The organism is Bradyrhizobium sp. MI1.7 (genome assembly GCF_055811795.1).
Genome location: NZ_JBVVPO010000021.1, coordinates 13,229 through 37,954 on the forward strand (window position 1 = coordinate 13,229; position 24,726 = coordinate 37,954).

The 24,726-nt window shown below is 65.5% G+C and carries 21 protein-coding genes; 11 read left to right on the forward strand and 10 right to left on the reverse strand.

Annotated elements, in window-relative coordinates; translation table 11 throughout:
* The 8 genes from sdhA (at position 1) to AC0L3X_RS20215 (ending at position 11,106) form a co-directional block, all read left to right on the forward strand.
* Positions 1-1,836 (forward strand): succinate dehydrogenase flavoprotein subunit, encoded by a 1,836-nt coding sequence (gene sdhA, locus AC0L3X_RS20180; RefSeq protein ID WP_063980368.1) that lies wholly within the window; start codon positions 1-3, stop codon positions 1,834-1,836.
* A 25-nt stretch (positions 1,837-1,861) separates the two neighbouring features.
* A complete protein-coding gene (locus AC0L3X_RS20185) occupies positions 1,862-2,644 on the forward strand; it encodes a succinate dehydrogenase iron-sulfur subunit (protein ID WP_028151918.1) in 783 nt (260 codons plus the stop codon).
* Positions 2,645-2,809: 165 nt separating this feature from the next.
* Positions 2,810-4,966 (forward strand): hybrid sensor histidine kinase/response regulator, encoded by a 2,157-nt coding sequence (locus AC0L3X_RS20190; RefSeq protein WP_354132179.1) that lies wholly within the window; start codon positions 2,810-2,812, stop codon positions 4,964-4,966.
* Positions 4,967-5,018: 52 nt separating this feature from the next.
* Positions 5,019-6,977 (forward strand): ABC transporter ATP-binding protein/permease, encoded by a 1,959-nt coding sequence (locus AC0L3X_RS20195; protein ID WP_354132180.1) that lies wholly within the window; start codon positions 5,019-5,021, stop codon positions 6,975-6,977.
* Between the two features lie 220 nt (positions 6,978-7,197).
* Positions 7,198-8,022 carry an FkbM family methyltransferase gene (locus tag AC0L3X_RS20200; protein ID WP_354132181.1) on the forward strand — a complete coding sequence of 275 codons (825 nt, stop codon included), beginning with the start codon at positions 7,198-7,200 and terminating at the stop codon, positions 8,020-8,022.
* Positions 8,023-8,044: 22 nt separating this feature from the next.
* Entirely contained in the window at positions 8,045-8,431 is a 387-nt protein-coding gene (locus AC0L3X_RS20205; protein WP_028158603.1) for a VOC family protein, read from the forward strand.
* A gap of 83 nt (positions 8,432-8,514) precedes the next feature.
* Entirely contained in the window at positions 8,515-8,757 is a 243-nt protein-coding gene (locus AC0L3X_RS20210) for a hypothetical protein (protein ID WP_063980365.1), read from the forward strand.
* 186 nt (positions 8,758-8,943) lie between these two features.
* Positions 8,944-11,106, forward strand: a complete 2,163-nt coding sequence (locus AC0L3X_RS20215) for an OmpA family protein (protein WP_354141909.1) — start codon at positions 8,944-8,946, stop codon at positions 11,104-11,106.
* A gap of 54 nt (positions 11,107-11,160) precedes the next feature.
* Here the strand turns inward: AC0L3X_RS20215 and AC0L3X_RS20220 are convergent, their stop codons facing one another.
* From AC0L3X_RS20220 to AC0L3X_RS20255, 8 genes are all read right to left on the reverse strand, one after another.
* Complete coding sequence (locus tag AC0L3X_RS20220; protein WP_354132183.1) at positions 11,161-12,117, reverse strand: homocysteine S-methyltransferase family protein; 957 nt, start codon at positions 12,115-12,117, stop codon at positions 11,161-11,163.
* Positions 12,118-12,221: 104 nt separating this feature from the next.
* Complete coding sequence (locus AC0L3X_RS20225) at positions 12,222-13,979, reverse strand: alkaline phosphatase (RefSeq protein ID WP_354132184.1); 1,758 nt, start codon at positions 13,977-13,979, stop codon at positions 12,222-12,224.
* A gap of 104 nt (positions 13,980-14,083) precedes the next feature.
* Positions 14,084-15,421 (reverse strand): argininosuccinate synthase, encoded by a 1,338-nt coding sequence (argG, locus tag AC0L3X_RS20230; protein ID WP_354132185.1) that lies wholly within the window; start codon positions 15,419-15,421, stop codon positions 14,084-14,086.
* 93 nt (positions 15,422-15,514) lie between these two features.
* Entirely contained in the window at positions 15,515-16,291 is a 777-nt protein-coding gene (locus AC0L3X_RS20235; protein ID WP_354132186.1) for a phosphatase PAP2 family protein, read from the reverse strand.
* Positions 16,292-16,345: 54 nt separating this feature from the next.
* Entirely contained in the window at positions 16,346-16,840 is a 495-nt protein-coding gene (locus tag AC0L3X_RS20240; protein ID WP_063980357.1) for a hypothetical protein, read from the reverse strand.
* Positions 16,841-17,009: 169 nt separating this feature from the next.
* Entirely contained in the window at positions 17,010-18,212 is a 1,203-nt protein-coding gene (gene rlmN, locus AC0L3X_RS20245) for a dual-specificity RNA methyltransferase RlmN (RefSeq protein ID WP_071908693.1), read from the reverse strand.
* A gap of 217 nt (positions 18,213-18,429) precedes the next feature.
* Complete coding sequence (locus AC0L3X_RS20250; protein WP_063980355.1) at positions 18,430-19,077, reverse strand: invasion associated locus B family protein; 648 nt, start codon at positions 19,075-19,077, stop codon at positions 18,430-18,432.
* 105 nt (positions 19,078-19,182) lie between these two features.
* On the reverse strand, positions 19,183-20,022 hold the full coding sequence (locus AC0L3X_RS20255) for an SDR family oxidoreductase (protein ID WP_063980354.1): 840 nt from the start codon (positions 20,020-20,022) through the stop codon (positions 19,183-19,185).
* 235 nt (positions 20,023-20,257) lie between these two features.
* Here AC0L3X_RS20255 and AC0L3X_RS20260 point away from each other — a divergent pair, with 235 nt between their 5' ends.
* The 3 genes from AC0L3X_RS20260 to AC0L3X_RS20270 all read left to right on the forward strand — a co-directional run bounded on the left by AC0L3X_RS20260 (position 20,258) and on the right by AC0L3X_RS20270 (position 23,661).
* Positions 20,258-21,232, forward strand: coding sequence for an NADPH:quinone oxidoreductase family protein (locus AC0L3X_RS20260; RefSeq protein WP_014490699.1), 975 nt, complete (start codon positions 20,258-20,260; stop codon positions 21,230-21,232).
* Positions 21,233-21,627: 395 nt separating this feature from the next.
* Positions 21,628-22,488, forward strand: a complete 861-nt coding sequence (locus AC0L3X_RS20265) for a hypothetical protein (RefSeq protein WP_063985984.1) — start codon at positions 21,628-21,630, stop codon at positions 22,486-22,488.
* Positions 22,489-22,506: 18 nt separating this feature from the next.
* Positions 22,507-23,661: a TAXI family TRAP transporter solute-binding subunit gene (locus tag AC0L3X_RS20270; protein WP_028152802.1), complete on the forward strand. Its 1,155-nt coding sequence runs from the start codon at positions 22,507-22,509 to the stop codon at positions 23,659-23,661.
* Positions 23,662-23,914: 253 nt separating this feature from the next.
* Here the strand turns inward: AC0L3X_RS20270 and AC0L3X_RS20275 are convergent, their stop codons facing one another.
* Both AC0L3X_RS20275 and AC0L3X_RS20280 read right to left on the reverse strand, forming a co-directional pair.
* Complete coding sequence (locus AC0L3X_RS20275) at positions 23,915-24,298, reverse strand: YkvA family protein (RefSeq protein ID WP_063980352.1); 384 nt, start codon at positions 24,296-24,298, stop codon at positions 23,915-23,917.
* Between the two features lie 91 nt (positions 24,299-24,389).
* Complete coding sequence (locus tag AC0L3X_RS20280) at positions 24,390-24,692, reverse strand: 4a-hydroxytetrahydrobiopterin dehydratase (RefSeq protein WP_028152804.1); 303 nt, start codon at positions 24,690-24,692, stop codon at positions 24,390-24,392.
* Between the last annotated feature and the right edge of the window lie 34 nt (positions 24,693-24,726).

The following is a 24,726-nucleotide window of genomic DNA, read 5'->3' on the forward strand; positions in this document are numbered from 1 at the left end:
ATGGCCACAGCGACGAATGGCAAGGGCAACGGCGCTCCCGCCACCAACGGCAAAGCCTATCCGATCGAAGACCACACCTATGACGTCGTCGTGGTCGGCGCCGGCGGCGCGGGCCTGCGCGCCGTGGTCGGCTGCAGCGAAGCCGGTCTGCGCACCGCCTGCATCACCAAGGTGTTTCCGACCCGCTCGCATACGGTCGCGGCCCAGGGCGGCATCTCGGCTTCCCTCGGCAACATGCACAAGGACGACTGGCGCTGGCACATGTACGACACCGTGAAGGGGTCGGACTGGCTCGGTGACCAGGACGCGATCGAATACATGGTGCGCAACGCGCCCGAGGCGGTCTACGAGCTCGAACATTGGGGCGTGCCGTTCTCGCGCACCGAGGACGGCAAGATCTACCAGCGCCCGTTCGGCGGCATGACCATGGACTACGGCAAGGGCCAGGCGCAGCGCACCTGCGCCGCCGCCGACCGCACCGGCCACGCCATGCTGCACACGATGTACGGCCAGTCGCTGCGTCACGCGGCCGAGTTCTTCATCGAGTTCTTCGCCATCGATTTGATCATGGACGACCAGGGCACCTGCCGCGGCGTCATCGCGCTCAAGCTGGACGACGGCACGCTGCACCGCTTCCGCGCCCAGACCGTGATCCTGGCAACGGGCGGCTACGGCCGCGCCTACGCCTCCTGCACCTCGGCACACACCTGCACCGGCGACGGCGGCGGCATGGTGCTGCGCGCCGGCCTGCCGATGCAGGACATGGAGTTCGTGCAGTTCCACCCGACCGGCATTTACGGCTCGGGCTGTCTCGTCACCGAAGGCGCGCGCGGCGAAGGCGGCTATCTCGTCAATTCCGAGGGCGAGCGCTTCATGGAGCGCTATGCGCCGTCCGCGAAGGACCTCGCCTCGCGCGACGTCGTCTCGCGCGCGATGACCATCGAGATCCGCGAAGGCCGCGGCGTCGGCAAGAAGAAGGACCACATCTTCCTGCATCTCGACCATCTCGATCCCGCGGTGCTGGCCGAGCGCCTGCCGGGCATCTCCGAATCCGCAAAAATCTTCGCCAATGTCGACGTGACGCGCGAGCCGATCCCGATCGTGCCGACCGTGCACTACAACATGGGCGGCATCCCCACGAACTATCATGGCGAAGTGCTGACCAAGCGGGACGGCGACGACAACGCCGTCATCCCAGGCCTGATGGCGATCGGCGAAGCGGCTTGCGTCTCCGTGCACGGCGCCAACCGCCTTGGCTCCAACTCGCTGATCGACCTCGTGGTGTTCGGCCGCGCCGCCGCTTTGCGTCTTGCCGAAAAGCTCACGCCCAACGCCAAGCAGCCGGAGCTGCCGGCGAACTCGTCCGAGCTCGCGCTCGGCCGCCTCGACCATTACCGCTACGCCTCCGGCGGCACGCCGACCGCGAAGCTGCGCGAAGGCATGCAGCACGTGATGCAGAACAATTGCGCGGTGTTCCGCACCGGCGACATCCTGAGCGAAGGCCAGAACCTGATCGAGAAGGTCCACAGCGGCATCACCGACATCGCCGTGTCCGACCGCTCGCTGGTGTGGAATTCCGACCTGATCGAGACGCTCGAGTTCGACAATCTGATCTCGCAGGCAGTGGTGACGATGGACTCCGCCGCCAACCGCACCGAGAGCCGTGGCGCCCACGCCCGCGAGGACTTCTCCGCGCGCGACGACAAGAACTGGATGAAGCACACGCTGGCCTGGCTGGACGATGCCGGCAAGGTCAAGATCGAGTACCGCCCCGTTCACGACTACACCATGACCAACGACGTGCAGTACATCCCGCCCAAGGCGCGCGTGTACTGAGCGAACAGCGAAGGCCTTAATCGAAATGGTTGAATTCGCACTTCCGAAGAACTCCAAGATCACCGGCGGCAAGACCTGGCCGAAGCCGGCGGGCGCGACAGACGTTCGCGAATTCCGCGTTTATCGCTGGAATCCGGACGACGGCAAGAATCCGAGCGTCGACACTTATTACGTCGACACCCATGATTGCGGTCCGATGGTGTTGGACGGCCTGATCTGGATCAAGAACAACATCGACCCGTCGCTGACCTTCCGCCGCTCCTGCCGTGAAGGCGTCTGCGGCTCCTGCGCGATGAACATCGACGGCCAGAACACGCTCGCCTGTACGCGCTCGATGCATGACGTCAAGGACGGCGCGGTCAAGATCAACCCGCTGCCGCACCAGCCGGTCGTGAAGGACCTCGTTCCTGACCTCACCAATTTCTACGCGCAGTACGCCTCGGTCGAACCGTGGCTGAAGACGACCTCGCCGACGCCGCAGAAGGAATGGCGCCAGAGCCATGAGGACCGCGAGAAGCTCGACGGCCTCTACGAGTGCATCCTCTGCGCCTGCTGCTCGACCTCGTGCCCGAGCTATTGGTGGAACAGCGATCGCTATCTCGGCCCGGCCGCCCTGCTCCAGGCCAACCGCTGGGTCTCCGACTCCCGCGACGAGGCGACCGGCGAGCGGCTCGACAATCTCGAGGACCCGTTCCGCCTCTACCGCTGCCATACCATCATGAACTGCGCCAAGGCCTGCCCGAAGGGCCTGAATCCGGCGGAAGCCATCGCCGAGCTCAAGCTCAAGATGGTCGAGCGCCAGATCTAGGCCTCATTCATGCTACGGCTCCCCGGCCGCGACGGCCGGGGCATTCTACGCCATAGCCCGCACCACGCGCGAACGTCCGGATTACAACCTCCGGTTCCATCGACAGGCCACTTCCTTCCCAGCGGGAATTTCAAGTAAGCTCTCCGGTCAGGGACCGGAGCGACTGTGCAGGGTGCGCAACGCAACTCGCTGAGACTGTTGCAGTGGATGATGGCGGCATCCCTGGCGCTGCCGATTGCACTGTTCGTCTTCACCTCCACGATCTCCTACACATCGACGAAGGACATCGCCGACCGCGAGATCGAGCGCACGCTCGATGTCGCCCATGAGCACGCGCTCAAGGTGTTCGAGACCATCGACCGCAGCTTGGCCGAACTCAACGAAGTCGTGCGCGGCCTTCCCGACGAGGTCATCCGCTCGCGCGAACCGGCGCTGCATCGCCGCCTGAAACGGCTGACCGATGCGCTGCCGCAGCTCAAATCGGCCTGGATCTTCGACTCGAACGGGAAATCGCTGGTCAACAGCCTCGCCTCGCCACCGCAGGATCTGAGTTTTGCGGACCGCGATTACTTCTACGCCCATGTCGACCAGAACATTGGCACGTTCGTCGGCGCAGCCCTGACGCCGCGTCCGCCCTATCAGGGGGCACGCTTCTTCGGCATGAGCCGGCGCCGCGAAACCGACGATGGCAGCTTCATCGGCGTCATCCAGGCCTCCGTCCTGCCGGAATATTTCGAGAGCTTTTATGCCAGGATCGGCTCCGATCCCGGCAGCTTCTTCGCCATGGGACGCACGGACGGCGTGGTGCTCACCCATTTTCCCCGGCTCGACCGCGACTTCCGGCTCGATCCGACCGGGCCGGTCGGGCAGCAGATCGCCGCTCACCCCGAGCACGGCCTCATCACCATCGACTGGCCCTCGGACGGAATCGAGCGGCGCGTCGGCTACAGGCGCGTCGCCGAATATCCGATCTATGTCAGCGCCGGGCTCGAGACCGCGGCGATCCGCGCGCGCTGGCTCGCCACCATGGGCCAGCATCTGGTGTTCGGCATTCCCGCCACGGCGCTGCTGTTTCTGCTGCTTGCGCTCGCGTTCCGGCGCACCCAGCATCTCCACGCCGAGGCCGCAGCGCGACGCGAGGCCGAGGAGGCGCTCAAGCACAGCCAGCGGCTGGAAGCGCTCGGCCAGCTCACCGGCGGTGTCGCGCACGACTTCAACAATCTCCTCACCGTGATCCGCGCCTCGGTCGACCTGTTGAACCGGCCGCAGCGGAGCGAGGAGCGGCGGCAGCGCTACATCAATGCCATTGCGGACGCGGTCGCGCGCGCCGCCAAGCTGACCTCGCAGCTGCTGGCGTTCGCGCGGCGCCAGACCCTGAAACCGGAAGTGTTCGACGTCGGGGAACGGATGCAGTCGCTGCACGACATGCTCGCCACGTTGCTCGGGCCGGCGATCGAGATCGGAATCCGGCTGCCGACCGAGCCCTGCCTCGTCAAGGCTGATGCCGGCCAGTTCGAGACGGCTCTGATCAACATGGCGACCAATGCGCGCGACGCCATGCAGGGCAAAGGCAGGATCACCTTCGCCGTGCAGGCGGCGGCGACCATACCCGATACATTGGTGCACGTTTCGGGCAGCCATGATCTTGCAGGCGGCGATGGCTTCGTCAGTGTCGCCGTCAGCGACACCGGCATCGGCATTCCCGCCGCACGATTGGGCCGCATCTTCGAGCCGTTCTTCACCACCAAGCAGGTCGGCCAGGGCACCGGTCTCGGCCTGTCGCAGGTGTTCGGCTTCGCCCGGCAATCCGGCGGCGAGGTGACTGTCGAGAGCGAGGTCGGCCAGGGCAGCACCTTCTCCCTCTATCTGCCGCGCATGCCGGCAGACCTGCTGCCGCAGCGGCAGGCGCCCAACACCGCACCGGCAGTGGCCGGCAGCGGCATGTCGGTGCTGTTGGTCGAGGACAATATCGAGCTCGCCAATTTCGCGGCCGACGGCCTCACCGAGCTCGGTTACAGCATCACTTTGGTGGACAACGCCACCGACGCGCTTGCCGAGCTCACCGTGGACACAGATCGCTTCGACGTCGTGTTCTCCGACGTGGTGATGCCCGGGATGACCGGGCTCGATCTGGCGCAGGCGATCCGCGAGCGCGGCATCCGCGTGCCGATCGTGCTGACCACCGGCTACAGTCAGGCCCTGTCACAAGATGGCGCCGCCGGCTTCGATCTCGTGCAAAAGCCCTATTCGATCGAGGAATTGTCGCGCGTTCTTCATCGGGCCGCGAGGCTCCGGCCGGTCCGCGACGGCGCCGCCGAGTGAGGCTGGCATGGAACCAACGGGAACCGATTGATTTGGTTCGCGTTATCCGCTCATGCACAAGCCGGCCGCAAAGCGCGAACAGGGCAGGAAGCCCCCCATTGTCGAGATCAAGGGCGAGAACGGCGACGAGGTCGCGCCGCCGCCGCCGGAGGTTATTGAGCCCGATCCTGCACTCTCGCCCGAGGAGGCCGAGCAGGTTCGCAAGGACTATCTGCTGACGCGCTTCTGGATCAGCGCACGCGGCTTCTGGGGCCGCAACGGCGACCGGCTGGCGTGGCTCTACTCGATCGGCCTCGTCGTGCTGATCGTCCTCACCGTCGGCTTTCAATACGGCATCAATGTCTGGAATCGCGCGATCTTCGACGCCATCGAGAAGCGCGAGGCGAGCACCGTCTTCCATCTCACGGCGGCGTTCTTCCCGCTCGCGATCGGGAGCATCGTGCTCGGCGTCGCGCAGGTGTTCGCGCGGATGGGAATTCAGCGCCGCTGGCGCGCCTGGCTCACGGCAAGCGTGCTGACGCGCTGGCTGGCCAATGGGCGCTATTATCAGCTCAACCTGGTCGGCGGCGACCACAAGAACCCTGAATATCGCATCGCCGAGGATCTACGCGTGGCGACCGATTCCCCGGTCGATTTCCTCGCCGGCGTCACGTCGGCGCTGTTGTCGGCCGCGACCTTCATCATCGTGCTCTGGACCATCGGCGGCGCGCTCACGGTCACGCTTGCGGGATCGACCATCACCATCCCCGGCTTCCTCGTCATCGCCGCGATCCTTTACGCCGCGATCGCCTCGGGTTCGATCCTGGTGATCGGCCGGCGCTTCGTGCAGGTCTCCGAGGACAAGAACCAGGCCGAGGCGGATTTCCGCTACACGCTGACGCGCGTGCGCGAGAACGGCGAGAGCATCGCGCTGCTCGGCGGCGAGGAGGAGGAGCGCGGCGGCATCGACCGCAATTTCACCAACGTGCTGCGGCAGTGGGCGCGTTTGGCCGGCCAGCACATGCGCACAACGCTGGTCTCGCAGGGCTCGAGCCTCGTTGCTCCCGTGGTCCCTCTCCTGCTCTGCGCGCCAAAATTCCTCGACGGCAGCATGACGCTCGGACAGGTGATGCAGGCGGCCTCCGCCTTCACCATCGTGCAGAGCGCGTTCGGCTGGCTGGTCGATAATTATCCGCGGCTCGCCGACTGGAACGCCTGCGCCCGGCGCATCGCCTCGCTGATGATGTCGCTCGACGGCCTCGAGCGCGCCGAGCAGGGCGACGGCCTCAACCGCATCAAGCGCGGCGAGACCAGCAACGAGGCCATGCTGGAGATGAAGGATCTCTCCGTCACGCTCGACGACGGCACCGCCGTCGTCGGCGAGACCGAGGTGGTGATCGAGCCGGGCGAGCGGCTGCTCGTCGCCGGTGAATCCGGCACCGGCAAGAGCACGCTGGTGCGCGCCATCGCGGGGCTCTGGCCATGGGGCGGCGGCAGCGTCAATTTCCATCCCGACCGGCGCCTGTTCATGCTGCCGCAGCGGCCTTACGTGCCGTCCGGCAGCTTGCGCCGCGCGGTCGCGTATCCCGGTGCCGAGGACGACTGGACCGTCGAGGAGATCGGCGAAGCCCTGCACAAGGTCGGCCTCGACCACCTCAAGGAGAAGATCGAGGAAGAGGGACCGTGGGACCAGACGCTGTCCGGCGGCGAGAAGCAGCGCCTCGCCTTCGCGCGGCTGCTGCTGCACAACCCCGACATCGTCGTGCTCGATGAAGCGACCTCCGCGCTCGACGAGAAGAGCCAGGACAAGATGATGCAGGTGGTCACCGACGAGCTGCCGAAGGCGACCATCGTCAGCGTCGCCCATCGCGTCGAGCTGGAAGCCTTCCACAGCCGCAAGATCGTGCTGGAACGCCGCAAGGGCGGCGCCAAGCTCGTCAGCGACATCGACCTGATCCCGCGCAAGGGCAAGCGCAAGCTGCTCGGCCGCTTCCTGCGCCAGCGCAAGGCCGCGCCAAAAAAGGCGGCGTGAGGCCCTGTCGTCCCGGGGCGCGCGAAGCGCGAGCGCGGGACCCATAGCCACGGGATTGAGTTTGGCGAGGACCCGTAGTTGCCAGTCCCATGTCACAACTCTTCCCTGGGGTTATGGGTCCCGGGCTCGCTTCGCGCCCCGGGACGACAGCTGTGATGGAGCGTTGGAGTCCTCATCAAAACCGGCTATGCATGCGCCGCTTGCAACGAGGACCACCTGCTTGACGCCCGACAACGCCCCTTCATCCGCGCCGTTTGGCGCGTTTGCGCCGAACGCGGCGCAGGCTGCGATCATCCGCCTTGCGCAACAGTCGGGGCTGAAGCGCGGTGCGTTCCGCCCGTGGATGTCGCGGCTGGTCAATCTGATGCGCGGCGGGCCGATCGATGTGCAGTACCAGGGCGCCTCGTTCCGCTTCTATCATCAGGGCAGCGCGACCGAGCGCGGCGCGCTGTTCAATCCCGACTACAATCTCGACGAACTCGACTTCCTGCGCCGGCACACTCCGGCAGGCGGCGTGTTCGTCGACGTCGGCGCCAATGTCGGGACCTTTGCCCTGGTGATGGCGCAGCAGGTCGGCACCAATGGCAAGGTGGTCGCGATCGAACCGCATCCGATGACGTTTGGACGGCTTTCGTTCAATCACGCCGCGTCGAAGACGACGCAGGTGCGCCTGGTGCAGGCTGCCGCCGGTGACAGCGACGGTGAGCTCATGATCGAGAGCGGCGGCGGCAATCTCGGCGCCACGCACGTCGTCACCGGCACGGCCAGCGCTGAGGCCATCAAGGTGCCGTCGCTGCGGCTGACACGCATTCTGGACGAGGCCGGCGTCGGCCAAGTCGATTCGCTCAAGATCGACGTCGAGGGGTTTGAGGACCGCGTGCTGATCGGCTTCTTCCGCGACGCGCCGCAATCGCTGTGGCCGCGCGCGGTGGTGATCGAGCATCTGTCACAAAACGAATGGCAGCAGGATTGTATCGCTGACATGGTTGCGCGCGGCTTTGCGATCGCGCGCAAGACGCGGAGCAATACGTTCCTGTCGCGCTAACCGTGAGCAAGGGAGATTTGCGATGATCGACCATTTGGGTTTTTCGGTCTCCGACTACGAGCGCGCGAAAGCGTTCTACGCCAAGGCGCTGGCACCGCTCGATTACAGCCTGATCATGGAGGTAACGGCGGAGCAGACCGGCCACGCTGCGGCGGCAGGCTTTGGCGCCAACGGCAAGCCGGACCTCTGGTTCGGTGCGGAAGGCGCGATGAACAAGCCGGTGCACATCGCGATTCTCGCCAAGGACCGCGCCACGGTCGATGCCTTCTACAAGGCAGCGATTGCCGCCGGCGGCCGCGACAACGGCGCGCCCGGCATCCGCCCGCATTATCATGCGAACTATTACGGCGCGTTCGTGCTCGACCCTGACGGACACAACATCGAGGCCGTCTGCCACGCACCGGAATAGCGCGCGTTCAGGCACGACACGACAAGGAACATCGGCGCGGCATCATCGTTGTCATTCTCCAGACAACTGACCTCGATGATGTGATGCCGATCGAACCGCCCGAGATTCCACCGTCGACGCCCGGCACGCCCACCGAGCCGCCGCCGGGAATCCCGCCGGGCAATCCGCAGCCTGAAATCGCGCCGCCGGTGCGCGAGCCCGGCGAATCACCGCGGCCCGACGAATTGCCGGGCCACGTGCCGGAAGAGATTCCATCGCGCGGACAGAACGGACCACTCACGCCGAATCCCGCAACAGATGCAAGTTCGCTGCGCGATCACATGTGAGGCGAAGCATCACATGTGAGGCAATTGCAACCTGCGTCTGAATGCGCAATGAACGTCACCATAGTGAGGTGATTTGCGTGCAGAAATAAATCGGCCCGCGACCTCTTCGCCCGCCACATTCCGGCCTAACGCGTAGCTGTTCATCCCGACACTTCGTCAAAGAACCTTCCGGGGAAGTTCACCATCATGACCAACCTTCGTTTCGTGCTGCTTGCAACGACGGCTCTGACCGCGATGCAATTCGCAAGCTCCGCATCGCATGCGCAAAGCGCGCCACCGCTCGTGGTCGCGCAGGCGCAGACACCACCACCAGAGACCGACAAATCGAAGCAGCCTCCGAAGGAAGCACCGAAGGGACCGCCGCCTGGCGCACGTCCTGCAGCACCACCTCCTCCGGCCGCGGCACCGCCCGCAGCTCCTGCGCGCCCCACGGCGCCGCCGCCCGCGGCTGCACCTCCGCATCCTCCCGCTCCGCCGCCGCCGGCCGCCGCGCCGTCGCGCCCGACTCCACCACCGCCTCCTCCGCCTGCGGCACGTCCGGCACCTCCGCCTCCGCCGCCACCCCCACCGCCGGCAGCTCCCAAGCAGCCGTCGCCGCCTCCGGCTGCGGCACCCCAGCAGCATGCGCCTGCGCCAACTCCGCCCCCGGCCGCGCAACCGCACACGCCGACGCCGCCTCCCGCCGCAGCTCCGCCTGCCGCGCGTCCCGCTCCGACTCCGCCGGCAGCAGCAACGCCGCCCGCAGCAGCACCCGCACGTCCGGCGCCGGCACCTGCGGCGACGCCGTCGCCTTCACCGGCCGCGCCTGCGGCCCGCCCTGGTGCGGCTGCACCGACCGCCACGCCTGCTCCGACGGCAACACCTGCGCCGACGGCAACGCCGGCACCGGGCGCCACGCCCGGCGCACCGCCGACTGGACGCCCGGGCACCCCGCCGCCCGGCGGACGTCCCGGCACGCCTCCGGCTGCAGGATCACCGACACCGGCCCCCGGCGCCGCGCCCGCTCCAACGGCCACGCCGGCCCCCGGTGGCGCTCCGACGCCGCTGCCCGGCCGTCCCGGTGCAGGACCGACGCCCGCCCCCGGCACAGCTCCGGCGGCGACGCCGACCCCTGGTCAACAGGGCGGAACGCCTCCTGCTGGCGCGCCCGCAGCCGGAACTCCGGCTGCGCCGCCCCAGGCCGGCGGCCTCCCGCCGCGGCCCGCGGCGCCCACCGGTGCCGCAGCGCCGAGCACAGTCCCGGGCTCGGCGGCCGCAACGCCGCCGCCCAACCGGGCGCAATTCGCTCCGCCGACGGTTACGCCTGCCTTCCAGGCCAGGCCGACAGTCGTCGCACCGCTGCCACCTCCGCCGCGCCCGCCGCAGCGTGACCTGACACCGCTCGCGATCGGTGCGGGCGTGGTGGCCGGCGCCGTGATCGGAGCCACCATTGCCGACCTGCACAACCAGCGACGCGAGGCCATCGAAGGCGGCCGCACCGTCTACACCGAACCGGATCGCATCATCATCCGCGATCCAGGCGGGCAGGCCTACGTCCGCGGCAACGACCTCTATCGCTTCCGCTATGGCGCCCGCGACATCCGCACCGACACCGTCGGCGGCGAGACCCGCACGGTCGTGATCCGTCCTGATGGCAGCGAGGTCATCACCGTGGTTGGTCCCGACGGTTCGTTGCTGCGGCGAATCCGCAGGGACCCCGGCGGGCGCGAGATCATCATCATCGACAACAGCTACCGCGATCCGCGGTCCGTCGGCGGCTTCTATGTCGATGCGCCGCCGCCGGTTGTGAACATTCCCTACGATCGCTACATCGTCGACGCCGAGGAAGCGTCGCCGGACGTGATCTACCAGACCATGGAGGCACCGCCGGTACAACGGATCGATCGGCGTTACACGCTCGACGAGATCCGCTACAGCCCCAATGTTCGCATGCAGATGCCGAGCATCGACGTCAACACGATCACCTTCGAGACGGGCTCGTGGACCATCCCGCCGGACCAGGCGGCCCGGCTGCAGGGGATCGCCGACGGTCTCAACCGTGCGATCCAGCGCAACCCGCGTGCGGTGTTCCTGATCGAGGGACACACCGACGCGGTCGGCAACGAGGTCGACAATCTGTCATTGTCGGATCGCCGTGCGCAGTCCGCGGCCGAATTGCTGACCCAGCAGTTCGGGGTGCCCGCCGAGAACCTGACCTCGCAGGGCTATGGCGAGCAGTATCTGAAGGAGCAGACGCAAGGACCGAGCCTGATCAACCGGCGCGTCACCGTCCGCAACATCACGCCGCTGCTCAACGGCGGCCAGGCCTCGCTGCCGCCGCCCCCGCCCGGCACCGCGCCGCCGCGCTGAGGCGAAGCACAAATGCAAAATGGCCGGGAGCAATCCCGGCCATTTTTGTTTGGATCAGGCGCCCGCTGCCTGAAGCGGCACGCAGGCAGCGCAGATGGCTGCGGCATGCCTGTGATCGGTGCCGCAGCAGCCGCCGAGCAGTTGCATGCGCGGGAATGCCCGCCTGAGCGCCACATAACGGCGGCCAAGATCGGCGGGATCGCCGCTGTCGAGCACCTCGGACTCATCGAGCTCGGCATGACTCTTGGCCGACGCATTGGCCCTCACGCCATGAATGCGTTCGACCCATGGCTCGCCGGCTTCGAGGGCACTCTCGAAATGGGTCGGATGAGCGCAGTTGATCAGGAAATATTCGCAAGCACGTTCCGTTGCACGATCGACGATTTCGATCGCTTCCCGCAGGGTCTCTCCCCTGACCAGGCAACCGTCAGTTTCGACCGTGAAGGAGATGGCAACCGGGATCGCGTGCATCTTTGCAGCACGCACCACGCCGATGGCTTCATTGACGCTGTTCAGCGTGAACGCGGTGACCATGTCGGCGCCGGCCTCGGCGAAGGAGGCGATCTGGGACGAATGATAGTCCATCGCCTCCGTCGCATCCATGTTGCCGGCCTTGTAGCCGTCGCCCCGCGGACCGATCGCACCGTTGATCACACAGGGCAGGCCGGAGGTCTCCCATGTGCCGCGCAATTCCTCAAGAAAACGAATTGCCCGCATGTTGATCGCCGTGAGCGCGTCCATATCGTAGCCGAGCTTGACACCCCAATCAGGATTGGCGCGCCAGGTCGGACTATCGAGCAGGAAGCCGAGCCCATGCTGACGCGCGATCGCAAGATAGGCCTCGTAATACTGCCTCAGATGCGAGCGGCCGGCCTCGCTCTCGAGCAACACGAAGGCAGCGAAGTGAGGAAGCTCCAGACCTTTGTGAAAGATCAGGGTGGTCTCCATGCCGCCGTCGGTCAGGAAGATGCCGCCGCGGCGCTGAGGCAGATTGTCTCTGTACTTCGCCATTGGTCGCTCCGTCGCTGCGAGGCCCCACTCATTCGGTCGTTTCAACCTCCTTCCGGTCTCATGCGAGATGGTGCCGCATAATGTCGCGCGGTACGCGACTGCTCCTACTGCGCTGCGGCGAGTCCAAGCGCATCGACCATCACGCGAAACACCTCGGTGTTGTCCATCGAGCCATGCACGCGCTCGCTGCCCGGCCCGGTCGCCGTCAGGATGACGTCTTCGCCCGAATGCACGCTGGCGCCGATCATCGCCGACAGATTGCCCGGGCGCAGCACCGCGCCGGGGACGTCCTTGTATTTGTCGTTGGCCTTGAAGGTCCCGTCGTCACCGGCCTTGACCGTCGGCTCGTTGGGATTGTCGAGCTTCGGCCGGAACGTCTCGTAGTGGTCGGGCAGGCTGGCCGAGAAGATGGCGAGCCGGCGGCTCACATCGACGCGTGACGGATAACCCTCCGCATCCGGCGCCGGATAATTGGGAAATCCGGCCTGCTCGTAGACACCGACGCGCTCGCGCAAGGGAACGTTGGGCGTGGTGCCCATGTCGTCGTTCACCGTGCCGACAAGGCTGTTGGGATGATTGTGGTCCGCCAGGACCAGGATGAGCGTGTCGTCGCCGCGCGCCCGTGCCCATTCGCGCGTCTGGCGGACTGCGTTGTCGAGCATGATCGTATCGTAGATGGCGCGCTCCATGTCGAGCAGGTGCGCATATTTGTCGATCAGTCCGGATTCGACCATCAGGAAGAAGCCGGTCTCGTTCTTGGAGAGTATGTTCAGCGCTGCCTGCACCTGATCGGTCAGATCAGGCTGTTCAGGGAATTTCTTCACGCCGCCGCCCTTGAGGAATTTGCGGTCGAGCACGCCATCCATGTTGCCGGTCGCAAACAGGCCGAGCAGCTTGCTTGTCTCCGGCTTTGCGGCCGAGGCTCCGAGCTCGCTCGCGGTCGTCGCGACCTGATAGCCTGCGTCGCGGAACTTCGCGATGTAGTCGGCTTCGTCCTTGCGTTTTGAGCCGGCCGCGGACTTCGGCAGAAAATTCGCGCTTCCGCCGCCCATCAGCACGTCCGGCTTCGCCGCGAAGAACTGCTCGACGATCTCGTCATAGGCGGCGCGCCGGCGGGTGTGCGCAACCATCGCGGCCGGTGTTGCGTCTTCGATCTCGGTGTTGGTGACGACACCGATCGCCATGCCGTGCCGCCGCCTGGCAAGACTCGTGATGGTTTCGACGCGGGGATCGTCGAACGGGCTTGCGGTGCGGTCCGCGTAAACACCCAGGGCGTTGACGGCGCTCTTGTGGCCGGTCGCATAGGCGCTGGCCGAGTTCGCGGAGTCCGTAATGATCGAGTCCGAGCCCGCGGTCGCCACCAGCGCCATGTGGGGCATGTCATCAATCGCGAGCTTGCCGCGGCTCTTGCCTTCCGCAATCCCCTTCGACAGGATTCGCGCCGCGACCCGATGCGCCGGCGACATGCCGTCGCCGATGAACAGGATGACGTTCTTCGCCTTGCGCGGACCCGTGTCGTAAACCGTCCATGCGACGCTGCGCTGCTGCGTGCCGTCGCTGACATCCACCGTGACGGTGCCGGGCTTGGCCAGCGTGACGTCGCGCAAGATCAGCGCCGACTGGTCCTTGCCGTCCTCGCGATCGATGAAGGTCCCGCTACGTCCGAACGCGGCAGCATAGTCCGCGCCGTTCACGGTCACCTTCAGCCTGGCCGGATCGACCGGCCCGGGAAACTCGACCTTGAAGTCGAACCGGGCGCCGGCCAGGATCTCGGCACGATCGATCGGATAGATCGTCTGCGCCGACAGCGACGTTGTCCAACAGAGGACGATGAGTGAGGCGAGTGCCGACCCCTTGACCATGCGCGATGCTCCGCAATCCCGTTTCCGACAGAAACGGGTAGCGTAGCGATCGAGAATGACACCGTCATTAAATCGCGCGTCGCCCGGTCGGGCGGCAAAAGGCCTCAGCCCTTGTCGCTCTCGAGCCGGAAGATCTGCGAGCCTTCGCTGCCCGACAACAGGCCGGTGTCGGTGTAGAGCTTCAGCTTGGTGCGCGTGTCGGCGATGTCGAGGTTGCGCATGGTGAGCTGGCCGATGCGGTCGGCCGGCGTGAATGCTGCGTCTTCCACCTTCTCCATGCTGAGCCGTTCCGGCGCATAGGTCAGGTTCGGGCTCTCAGTGTTGAGGATCGAATAGTCGTTGCCGCGGCGCAGCTCCAGCGTCACCTCGCCGGTGACGGCGCGTGCGACCCAGCGCTGCGCGGTCTCGCGCAGCATCAGGGCCTGCGAATCGAACCAGCGCCCCTGATAGAGCAGGCGGCCGAGGCGCATGCCGCTGATGCGGTACTGCTCGATGGTGTCCTCGTTGTGGATGCCGGTGACGAGGCGCTCATAGGCGATGTGCAGCAGCGCCATGCCGGGCGCCTCGTAGATGCCGCGGCTCTTCGCCTCGATGATGCGGTTCTCGATCTGGTCGCTCATGCCGAGTCCGTGGCGACCGCCGATCGCGTTGGCTTCGAGGAACAACGCGACGGGGTCGCTGAAGGTCTGGCCGTTCAGCGCCGTGGGCTGGCCTTCCTCGAAACGCACCACGACCTTCTCGGCCTTGACGTTGCAGTCGTCACGCCAGAACGGCACGCCCATGATGGGGTTGACGATCTTGATGCCGCTGTCGAGGCTTTCGAGATCCTTCGCTTCGTGCGTGGCGCCGAGCAGGTTGCTGTCGGTCGAGTACGCCTTCTCCGCGCTCATCTTGTAGGCAAAGCCCTGCGCGCTCATGAACGCCGACATTTCGGCGCGGCCGCCGAGCTCGTCGATGAACTGCTGGTCGAGCCAGGGCTTATAGATGCGCAAGGATGGATTGGTCAGCAGGCCGTAGCGATAGAAACGCTCGATGTCGTTGCCCTTGAAGGTCGAGCCGTCGCCCCAGATGTTGACGCCGTCTCCCTTCATCGCCGCGACCAGCATCGTGCCGGTGACGGCGCGCCCGAGCGGCGTGGTGTTGAAATAGGTGATGCCGCCGGTCGAGATGTGGAAGGCGCCCGACTGGATCGCGGCGATGCCTTCGTGGACGAGCTGCGTGCGGCAGTCAACGAGCACCGCCTTCTCGGCACCGAACGCCTCGGCCTTGCGCGGGATCTCGTTGTAGTCGGCTTCATCGGGCTGGCCGAGATTGGCCGTGTAGGCGTAGCAGCGCGCGCCCTTCTGCTTCATCCAGAGCAGCGCCGCTGACGTGTCGAGGCCGCCCGAAAAAGCGATGCCGACTTTCTCACCCTTGGGCAGGCTTTTCAGGATCGTGGTCATGGGGCTTCCAATCGGGTCTCAAGGGGCTGATGGCGTTTGTGGGTTGACCGCGCGAATATCAAATTTCGCACGCCTCGGCACGCTTTTAATGGCTCAAATCGACGGCTCGGGGCCTGTCTTGCGGCCGAACAGGCGCTGGCGGAGCCGGTAGGCGGGCATGTTCAGCCGGGTCAGGGCGGCATCGACCGCCTCGTCCGAGAACCGGGTCCGCGGCCAGCGGTAAATCAGCGCGTAGGCGAACCAGATCACGACGAAGGTGACGAGCCCGGCGATCGAGACATCGGTGAAGAAGTGGCCGCCGAAGGCCATCCGCAGCCCGCTGGTGACCATGCCGAACACAACCGCACCGGCATAGGCGAGCGGCCGCCATGCCGGCGGCGCCAGCGCAGCCGGCGCCAGCGTCCAGAACGCGGTCGCGCCCTCGCCCGAGAAGAACGAGCAGTTGCGCGCGCAGTCGCCGCGCGGATCCCACCACGGCACGAATTGCTGGTCGCCGGCGAACTGCGTCACCACCACCGGGCGCGGACGGCCCCAATAGGTCTTGAAGGTGAGGTTGGTGAGGATGCCTGCCGACATGATGATGGTGACCAGCAGGAATACGATCGCGCGCCCCGATACCATCAGCGGCCGGTCGGGTCGGATCATCTTGACCACAAGCGCGACCAGCGGCGGCAGCACGAATGCCCAGGCGACCCACATGGCGGCGTCGCGCGCGACGCCCGCCCACTCATTCAGCTTGAGCGGAAACGTCTTCGTCTCGGGGTCGAAGAACAGTGCGGCGAGCTTGAGATCGAGCTCGGGATAGAGGCCGAAAACGACGCCGATCACAAGCCACAGCGCCAGGGCGATGAAGAGTCCAGTCCGGTTCATGGCGCGCGGTTTAGCGGAGTGGGGAGGAGATGAAAACCCCGGAAGCGGCGCGACTCATCGCGCATCCGGCCGCGAATTCGACGGCAGCGGCGGAGGCGGCTTGTGCGGGGGCGGCGGATTGCGCCAGGCGCCGGCATTGCGGCCGGCAATCAGCCAGTAAACCACGCCGGAGACGATGCCCGCGCCTGTCATGATCTCCAGATGCCGCCGCACGATGCCTTCGAACTGGAGTGTATCGGAGTGGAAGGGGATGAGGCCGAGATAGCAGGCTAGGCCAACTACGCCGCCACCCACGGCATAAGCGAGCGCGCTGCGGATATAGAGCGCTTCGGTGATCGCGACGATCACCGCCGCCGGAACCAGCGCAAAGCCGGAGACGAAGATGAAGCCGAAGCCGAGCAGAATGTCGATCGCGCCCTGGTCGACCGGACCGGCGCCGAGATCGGCAAACTCCGGAAACAACAGCGCGACGACGACGATCATGCCGCCGACGAAGCAGGCGGCGAGGAAGCCGATGAAGATGACGATGAGGCGGCCGATCAGGGACATGACGGGAAAGCTCACCTCGCCGTCATTGCGAGGAGCCACCCGGTCCCGCCTTCGGCGGGCCGGATGACAGGCTCCACGACGAAACAATCCAGACTGTCTCCGCGGAGGGAATCTGGATTGCTTCGCTGCGCTCGCAATGACGGGGATGCGAGAACGCGGGCACGCATCCTCAATCCGTCATCGCCATGGCGCGCAGCGCCTGACGTTCGCGGGCCGAGAGCTTCTCGGTCTCCGACTTGAGCTGGCCGCAGGCGGCGAGGATGTCGCGGCCGCGCGGGGTGCGCACCGGCGAAGAATAGCCGGCATTAAAAATGTATTCGGAGAATTTCTCGATCTGGTCCCAGTCCGAGCATTCATAGGCCGTGCCGGGCCAGGGATTGAACGGGATCAGGTTGATCTTGGCGTGAATGCCCTTGAGCAGCTTCACCAGCAGCTTCGCATCGTCGAGCGAATCGTTGACGCCCTTGAGCATCACATATTCGAAGGTGATGCGGCGCGCGTTGGAGGCGCCGGGATAGTCGCGGCAGGCCTGCAGCAGCTCCTTGATCGGATATTTGCGGTTGAGCGGCACCAGCTCGTTGCGCAGCTCGTCGCGCACCGCATGCAGCGAGATCGCGAGCATCACGCCGATCTCGTCGCCCGCGCGCACGATGTTCGGCACCACGCCCGAGGTCGACAGCGTGATGCGGCGACGGGAGATGCCGATGCCTTCATTGTCGCCGACGATGAGCAGCGCGTCGCGCACCGCGTCGAAATTGTAGAGCGGCTCGCCCATGCCCATCATCACGATGTTGGTGACGCGACGCGTGCCGTCCTCGCGATCGGCCCAGTCATTGAGGCGGTCGCGCGCGACCATCACCTGTCCGACGATCTCGCCGGCGGTAAGATTGCGCACCAGCCGTTGCGTGCCGGTGTGACAGAAGGAGCAGTTCAGCGTGCAGCCGACCTGGGAGGAGACGCAAAGCGTGCCGCGATCGGTCTCGGGGATGTAGACGCACTCGACTTCATGGGCACGCTCGACATTGTCGCCGCTCGGCAGCCGCAGCAGCCATTTGCGGGTGCCGTCGTTGGAGATCTGCTCGGCCACGACTTCGGGACGATCGACCGTAAAATGCTGCGCGAGCTCGGCGCGAATGCCCTTCGAGATCGACGTCATATCGTCGAAGCTTTGGGCGCCGCGGAAATAGAGCCAGTGCCACAGCTGCTGGACGCGCATCTTGCGCTGCGCGGGCGCGACGCCGATCTCGCCGAGGCGGTCGGCAAGCTCGCTGCGCGACAGGCCGATCAGCGAGGGCCTGGCCGGCGGCACATAGGTTTCGAGCGGAGTCTTCTCCACCAGTATTGCGTTGTGCGGCTCGGTCGTCGGTTGCATTGGTTGCCTGATATCTCTCGTCATGCCCGGGCTTGTCCCGGGCATCCACGTTCTATTCCGCCCGTTGCTAGCGCGTGGATGGCCGGGACATCTGGTGCGAAGACGCGCTTCGCGCTTTAGCCCGGCCATGTCGGCTGCACCTTTGGGATACCCCAATATAGCAACCGGAACCGCCGATTGCGACCGTGATACCGACCGCAGCCTTAACGTGGCTGGTTTACCGCCTGCAATCCTGGGAAATCCGGTCCAGCGCCTGGGCGAGGCCCTTCAACGAGAAGGTATCGGTTGTCTCCGTTCCCTTGGCCGAGACGCCCTTGACCACAAGATCGGCGGATTTGCGCATGGCCTCGACCATCCGCTCTTCCTCGGCCGCGTTCTTGATCCAGAGGCCGTCGCCCTGCGTGTACATCGCGAAAGCGGCGCCGCCGACCTCGACCGAGGATTCCGAGCCCGGCTTCAGCGCATAGCCGATCATGACCGAGACTTCGTTGTTCACCTTTTCCGCCGGCCGGGTCGAAACGAAGGCATAGGCGGGATCGCGCGGGCGGTTCGGCGGGTTGGTCTTCGACGACGACGGCTTGGCCAGCGCGAAGCAGACCTTCTTGCCGTTCGGTGTGGCCGAATAGGCGCCCCAGGTGCCGAACTGGCCGATCAGGGTCGGCTCCGCGCCGCCCGCAACTGCGGTGGCTGGAGCCACCGGCTTGCTCTCGGGCTTTGCTACTGTCTTTGCAGCCGGATTGGCCGCCGGTGCAGCCGCCTTTGGCGCGGCTTTGGGCGCCGGTTGCGCCGTCTGCGCCCGCGCGGAATCGGTGATTCCCACGGCCATAACGCCCGTCATCAAGGCTAAAATCAGCACCCGCCACATGCTGGAGTGGTTCCCTCAATATTGTGACTGGAAGATGGCCCGGCCGCGCTTTGTCCCCCGGCAGGGATAACCGGGAAAGTCCAATTTGGGAAGGCAGTTAGCGGCTTAGCCTTTGGATCGCGCAGCCCGCTGCTCGGCCCATTGCGCGTCGGTCCAGCGCAACAAATCCTCGGCGCCCGAGCTGCGCAAATGCGCGCCACCGTCGATCACGACCATCTCGCCATTGATGTAACCGGCACGGTCCGAGACCAGGAAGCTGGCGAGGTCGGCGAGCTCACTGTGCTCGCCGGTACGCCCCATCGGGTTCCGGGCGGTCCAGCCTTCGTCGCGGCCCTCAGGACGGAGCTGCCCCGAGGCGCCAGCGGTCGGGAACGGGCCCGGGGCGATCGCGACGGTACGGATGCCCTTCGGGCCCCACTCGACCGCGAGACTCCTGGTCATCGCCAGCACCGCCGACTTCGCCATCGCCGAGGGAACCGTGAAGGCGCGGCCGGTGATGGTCGAGGTCGAGAGGATCGAGAGCACGACACCGCCATGCTTGCCGTCGATCCAGCGCTTGCCGGCGGCGAGCGTGCAATACATCGCGCCATGCAGCGTCGGCGCGAGGATCGCGTCCGCGGCGCGAAACGACAGATGCTCGCTCTGCGCGATGAAGGTTGCGGCAGCGTTGTTGACGAGAATATCGAGTGGCGCCTCGCGCCAGATCGCGTCCATCATGCTCTCGACGGCGCCACCGTCACGGACATCGCAGGCGATCGTGGTGACCTTGCCGCCGGTCTGCGCGCGCATCTCGCTCGCCGTCGCTTCCAGCCGGTCGAGCTTGCGGCCGCAGATCACGAGCTCGGCGCCAAGCGCGAGAAAGCGACGTCCCATCGCGGCGCCAAGGCCGGAGCCGCCGCCGGTGACGAGGATGCGCTTATCCCTGAGCAGACCCGTTTCAAACATCGTTTGAATCCTTCTTTTTCTTCTTACTTCGTCATTGCGAGCGCAGCGAAGCAATCCAGACTATTTCCGCAGGACGGATTCTGGATTGCGTCGCTGCGCTCGCAATGACGCGAGGATAGGCCTTCACGCTGCGCTAGACAAAGAAACCGGATTGTCGGACCGCACTAAATCCGGCAGAAACGGACCAACTATAATTCCGCCTCGAAACGCCCAGTATTCTCAAGAAGGTGCCGCCATGAAAGCCATCCTCTGCTCGCAATATTGCCAGCCCGATGATCTCGTGCTTGCCGACGTGCCGGATCCGGTGGCAGGTCCCGGCGAAGCGGTGATCGCGATCAAGGCGGCGGCGCTGAACTTCTTCGACATCCTGATGATTCAGGGCAAGTACCAGATCAAGCCGCCGTTCCCGTTCTCGCCCGCCGCCGAAGTCGCCGGCGTGATCGAGAGCATCGGTCCCGGCGTGACTGATCTGAAGGTCGGCGATCGCGTCGTTGCGTCCTGCGGCCACAACGGCGCGCGCGAAAAGATCGCGCTGCCGGCGGCATCGATCGTGAAGATTCCCGACAATCTCGACTATGACCGCGCGGCCGGCATCATCATCATCTACGGCACCGCGCTGCATGCGCTGGAAGACCGCGCGAGCCCGAAGCCGGGCGAGACGCTCGCGGTGCTGGGAGCAGCCGGCGGCACCGGCTTGGCTGCCTGCGAGCTCGGCAAGCTGATGGGCCTGAAGGTGATCGCCTGTGCCTCGTCGGACGAGAAGCTCGAATTCGCGAAAGCGCATGGCGCCGAGCTGACGCTCAACTACGGCAAGGAAGATTTGAAAGAGGGCCTGCGCAAGCTCACCGGCGGCAAGGGCGTCGACATCATCTTCGATCCGGTTGGTGGCGCCTATGCCGAGCAGGCACTGCGCTCGATCGCCTGGGAAGGCCGCTTCCTGGTGATCGGTTTTGCCGCCGGCGACATTCCGAAGATGCCGCTGAACCTCGCGCTACTGAAGGGCTGCGACATCCGCGGCGTGTTCTGGGGTGCATGGACCCGGCTCAACCCGGCCAAGAACCGCGCCAATCTCGAGAAGCTCGTGAAGTGGACCGCGGAAGGAAAGATTTCCTCGCATGTCGACCGCACCTTCCCGCTGGCACAAACCGCCGACGCACTGAAGGTTCTGGCGGGACGCCAGGCCATGGGCAAGGTGATCCTGCATCCGTGATGGTGTGAGCCGCAGCGCTTGCCTGCCACACGCACTCGCCACATATGCGACCGTCGTCGCCCGCCTTCTGCGCAATTGCGTACTGAGGCGGGCGGTCCAGATTTCAGAGACGCCAGAGATTTCAGCCGAGACGCCGCGGCCCACTGGATGCCCCGGGGTCAAAGTCAGCGGAGTCTAGGAAAACCTTCCTCAACCATCACCGCCAAAATCGTGGTGCATTCCTCCGCTCCGCCTCAATCAAACCCAAATATTTCCTAATTCGCGCAAACCGTCGTCGTTTTTTGGGCTGATTCCAACTGCGTTTTACCGGTTCCATTTGCGGGACACTTTGGACAAAAGCAAGAAGACTTAAGCCGAATTGCCCCTGCGTTGCGTTGGTAATGGGGAGCATGACCATGGAGACGACGGCACATCGCCCGTCGAAGGAGTCGAAGGCGTTCGACTCCGATCGAGCCACATCACATCCGCCGACCGCGTCCTTTATCCGTGCGCGCGCCGCGCGGGCCGATCTTTCGCAGGACGATCCAATTCCACTCTTCCTGTCCGATCCGCTCGGTGCGCCGGACCCAGGCGAATATGCGCCCATTGAGGTGCGCTCCAGAATTGTCCCGCGCGTTCTCGCGGCCGTTCTGACGGCATCCACCCTGGCAATTCTGGTCACACTGTATCAGTCCGACTTTCGCGGCCTCTTCCCCGCCAATGCCGTTAGCTGGATGGGCATCGCGCCGGAGCAAGCCATGGCGTCGGCCAACACGCCGGCCATGACGCAGAGCTCGCTGAAGGATTCGGACCGCGCGACCAACACGACGCTGGCGAGCGCCGACACGCAGGTTCCCCCTGCACCGTCAACGCCGAGCCGCGAAGCGATCGCGACCGCCTATCAGACGGCGCTGCAAGCCCAGGCACCCATACCTGCGCCCGCACCCGTCGCGGCGCCGCCGGCGCCCACTCCGCCCGCCAAGACGCTAGCCAAGACGCTCGATGCCGACACGCTGGCCGGGCTGATGACACGCGCGAAGAGCCTGTTGAGGATCGGCGATATTGTTGCAGCCCGCCTGCTGCTCGAGCGCGCGGCCAATGCACAGGATGCAACGGCCGCGTTTCTGCTGGCGCAGACCTATGACCCGGCCGTGCTGGGCACCAGCGACGCGCGGAGCATCGCCGGCGACGCGACCGTCGCGCGTGACTGGTACCAGAAGGCCGCGGCACTCGGATCGGCGGAGGCGCGGCAGCGCCTCGCTCAGCTTCAGAACTAGAACTTTTCAGAGGGTATTATGCGTAACGCTTTGGGAATGGCGGTTGCCGCCATCATGACGATTTGCGCCTTCGCGGCACGCGCCGAGCAGACCGAGTACGATCCGGCCAAGGTCTCGGACGGCCTGAAGGCCATCTTCCAGTTCGGCTCGACCTCGACCAAGCAGTCGCTGAACGCCAATACGGTCACGCTGATCACCGGCACGATCGGCGGCACCTACGTGCAGTTCGGCGCCGACCTCGCCTCCGTGCTCGACGACGGCAACAAGATCCGCGTGCTACCGATCGTCGGCCGCGGCTCGGTGCAGAGCGTCGCCGACATTCTGTTCCTGCAAGGCGTCGATCTCGGCATCGTGCGGGCGGACACGCTCGACTATCTCGAGCGCAAGGGCTTTGCCAAGGACATCAAGAAGCAGTTCACCTATGTGACCAAGCTCTACAATGAAGAGATGCAGGTGATCGCGCCGAAATCGGTCGCGACGCTGAAGGATCTCGAGGGCAAGAAGGTCAGCGTCGATCTGCCCAATGGCGGGACCTTCGTCACCGCGCTGACGGTGTTCGAACGGCTCGGGATCAAGGCGAACTTTGTCTATGTCGAGCAGCGCATCGCGATGGAGAAGCTGAAAGCCGGCGAGATCGACGCCGTCATCGTGGTCGGCGGCAAGCCGTACAAGTCAGTGTCGACCTTCAGCAATGACGGCCGCTTCCACCTCGCGGGGGTCGACTATGCAAAGCCGCTCCAGAGCGACTATCTGCCGGCGACGCTGACCGCCAAAGACTATCCGAACCTGATCAAGGAAGGCGAGAACGTGGACACCATCGCGGTGCCGGCGGTGCTCGCGGCCTACAACTGGGCGCCCAACACCGACCGTTACCGTAAGCTTGCGCTGTTCGTGGATGCGTTCTTCACGAAATTCCCGACCCTGCAGAACCCGCCTTTCCATCCCAAGTGGAAGGAAGTCTCGCTCCCGGCACCTCTGACGGGCTGGAACAGATTGCCGGTGGCGCAGCAATGGCTCGACAAGCACGGCGTCGAACCGGTGACCCGGGAGCGCTTCGAGGCGTTCCTCAAGCAGAACCCCGCGGCCCAGAAGGTGTCCGACGCAGACAGGGAAGCGCTGTTCAAGCAATTCCAGGCGTGGGACGCGGGGAACGCGCGGGCGGAGAAGAAGTAACGAGCGGCATTGCGGCCGATGGTGTCGCAAGCGGCACCCACACACTCGCTGTCATCGCCCGGCTTGACCGGACGATCCAGTACTCCGTGACGTCAGTGATTGAATCGAGAGGCCGCGGCCTACCGGATTCCCCGCCTGCCACCTACGCTAAAGCTTCGGCTGCCCTGGACCGCAACCCCGGCGAAGCCTTGGCGTGGCCGGGTCGCGGGGAATGACAGCGGTGGGCGTGGCTACGGCGTGTAGCCAACAACGCCTACTGCGCCGCCTCCGCACCATCCACCCCACGCTTCAGCACGGCGCGGGCGGCTTCGCGGTGCTCCGTCGTGATGTGGCTGGCGACCATGCGGATGGCGGTGGCGAGCACGGCGGCGTCATCGGTGAAGCCGAGGATCGGCATCACGTCGGGGACGAAATCGAACGGCAGGATGAAATAGGCGATCGCTCCGAGCAGCGACGCCTGGACATGGCGCGGCGTCTGCCGGTCGAACGCACAGTAATAGGCCGCAAGCAGGTCTTCCGCGAACGGCAATTGCGCGGCGACACGCTTCAGCTTGCGCCAGAAACCGCGGCGCACGCTCTCATGATCCTCCGCGAGCCGATCGGCCGGCTCGAAGCCGACGCTGTGTTCGGCAGCCATGTTCGACAAACTCCCCATTCAGCCAGGGGCGGCAGATGGCCGCATCTCCTGCTGATCACAACATGGGGATGCAGCCGATCCTCGCAAGGTGTCAGGTAGCTGTCAGCTTGGCGATCGTGTTCATCGTCCTGGCCAGCTCGATGTCGAGCTTGGTGACGCCGCCGGCGTCATGGGTCGACAGCACCACCTCCACCGTCTTGTAGACGTTGCGCCATTCGGGGTGGTGATCCATTTTCTCGGCAACCAGCGCCGCGCGGGTCATGAACCCGAACGCCTCGTTGAAATCCTTGAAGACAAAGGTCTTCCCGATGGCGTCGCGGCCCTGAACCTCGGTCCAGCCCGGTATGGCGCCCAGTGCCTGCTTGCGTGCTTCCGGCGTCAGCCGCTCTGCCATGATCGCCTCCATTTTCAGGGGAACTTTACCCTAA